Origin of the sequence: Vibrio sp. Hep-1b-8 (assembly GCF_006124995.1) — a bacterium.
Classification (GTDB): Bacteria; Pseudomonadota; Gammaproteobacteria; order Enterobacterales; family Vibrionaceae; genus Vibrio.
Genome location: NZ_QEWN01000107.1, coordinates 1 through 1892, shown reverse-complemented (window position 1 = coordinate 1892; position 1892 = coordinate 1). Strand labels below are relative to the sequence as shown.

3 protein-coding genes are annotated in these 1892 nt (G+C 39.0%); 1 reads left to right on the top strand and 2 read right to left on the bottom strand.

What is annotated here, in order from left to right; genetic code table 11:
* Positions 1-315, top strand: a 315-nt coding sequence (locus DA100_RS11635; RefSeq protein ID WP_171052210.1) for a transposase, incomplete at its 5' end; no start/stop codon positions are given.
* Positions 316-534: 219 nt separating this feature from the next.
* On the opposite strand, the gene DA100_RS11630 is transcribed toward DA100_RS11635, so the two are convergent.
* Both DA100_RS11630 and DA100_RS11625 read right to left on the bottom strand, forming a co-directional pair.
* The gene (locus tag DA100_RS11630) at positions 535-1146 is read right to left on the bottom strand and encodes a hypothetical protein (protein ID WP_138972281.1); all 612 of its coding nucleotides are present in this window, start codon (positions 1144-1146) and stop codon (positions 535-537) included.
* A 49-nt stretch (positions 1147-1195) separates the two neighbouring features.
* A partial coding sequence (locus DA100_RS11625; protein WP_138972283.1) for an IS630 family transposase occupies positions 1196-1892 on the bottom strand: 697 nt, incomplete at its 5' end.

The following is a 1892-nucleotide window of genomic DNA, read 5'->3' as shown; positions in this document are numbered from 1 at the left end:
CCATTAGCCCATAAGCTTCATATCATCTTAGATGGTGCGGGATATCACCGCAGTGACTTAGTCAAAGATGCAGCGTTTGTCCTAAATATCGAACTACATTATCTTCCACCTTACAGTCCAAACCTCAACCCAATTGAGCGGCTTTGGAAGGTAATGAACGAGCAGTCGAGGAATAACGTTTACTTCAAAAATAAACGAGACTTCAAGGAAGCCATCGATCAATTTTTTACTGTGACTCTTCCAGAGATCGCAGGTTCACTGACGTCTCGAATCAATGATAATTTTCAGGTACTCAAGCCTGCATTTTCAAGTTGATTGGGTATATGAATTACGAGACAGAATGTTTCTTTCCGTGAGTTTATGCTTTGTATGTTTATAACACCAAGAGCAATAGCTGGTTATATCCGACATTGTTTACCTTTATTAAGTCTATTTAATTATCTGATTATTGGGCAACGCACGTTACAGTATAGGTTCTAACATGCGAGATTTGGATTAGACAAAGTTACTTGAAACCTTAAACGTTTGTATGGTTCATGAGCAAAAGTACGTGCCATGCTCAACGTCATGAGCAACTCGATCATCGTAACCCAGCTGGCTCCAAATCTTACGTAAAGCCGGTGAAGCGTTCCCTTTACAATATGAATCACCACCCGCATAGATCAAACCGTCTTTCTCGCTAGGGAACGTACAGCGAAAAATAAATGCACCATATGGCGATTTATCCATTTCTGACTGGCAATTTACCACTAGGTTTTCAATTTTAAATTCAGGATGCAATCTTACTGAGTTGTGGATTAGATTAGTGACATCTATGACCAAAATAGTAGAGTCATTTGCATACTTTTTATTAGATTTAGTGCGAATAGCACTATTAACTTTTAAATATAGATTCTGCAGTTTTTCTTGAACTATATGACAACTTGTTGTCTCGATAAATGCTTTCTGGTTTTCATCGAAATTAAACTCAAAGTCTGGTGCTTCTCGGTTTTTGTACGGCACACCTTTTCTGATAAAAAAGCTAGCTAGCGAAATTTCAAATCTTATTCCAACATATTGGCTGACTCGATTGCATTTTCTCAATTGTTTCTTGAATTGAGAAAAGTTCTGCTCAGAATTATCGCGTATCGACTTTAAGTCAGTCATAAGAGTGAACAAACGTTTTAGTTCAGAGTCACGATTATAATATACCCAATCAACTTGAAAATGCAGGCTTGAGTACCTGAAAATTATCATTGATTCGAGACGTCAGTGAACCTGCGATCTCTGGAAGAGTCACAGTAAAAAATTGATCGATGGCTTCCTTGAAGTCTCGTTTATTTTTGAAGTAAACGTTATTCCTCGACTGCTCGTTCATTACCTTCCAAAGCCGCTCAATTGGGTTGAGGTTTGGACTGTAAGGTGGAAGATAATGTAGTTCGATATTTAGGACAAACGCTGCATCTTTGACTAAGTCACTGCGGTGATATCCCGCACCATCTAAGATGATATGAAGCTTATGGGCTAATGGATAACTCTCTCTTAACTTACAGAAAAAGCGAACAATATTTTCACTGTTAATACTCTCGTAATCGTGAACGATGGTGGCACCAATATCTGACAGGTTTAGTGCGCCAATAATGTTCAATCGGCTACGATTGCCCGTTGTTTCAATCACTTTAGCCTGACCAGTACGTATCCAGCCATGAGATATTTTTGTTAATAAGGTTGGGTGAACTGCATCGATAAAGACTATCGATTCATCCTTGCCACGGCTTGCCTTTAGAGCTTCATAAGCCTCTATGAATGCTTGCTGTTTTGCTTTATCAAACTTGTGTGGAACGCCTTTCGGTTGCTTGTAGCTAAAGCCATTGTGGTGAAGCCATTTGTTCATACCAGAGACCGTATAATCA

Excerpts from the sequence above, each read along its gene's own strand:
- DA100_RS11630 (WP_138972281.1), bottom strand. The coding sequence starts at position 1,146 with ATGACTGACTTAAAGTCGATACGCGATAATTCTGAGCAGAACTTTTCT.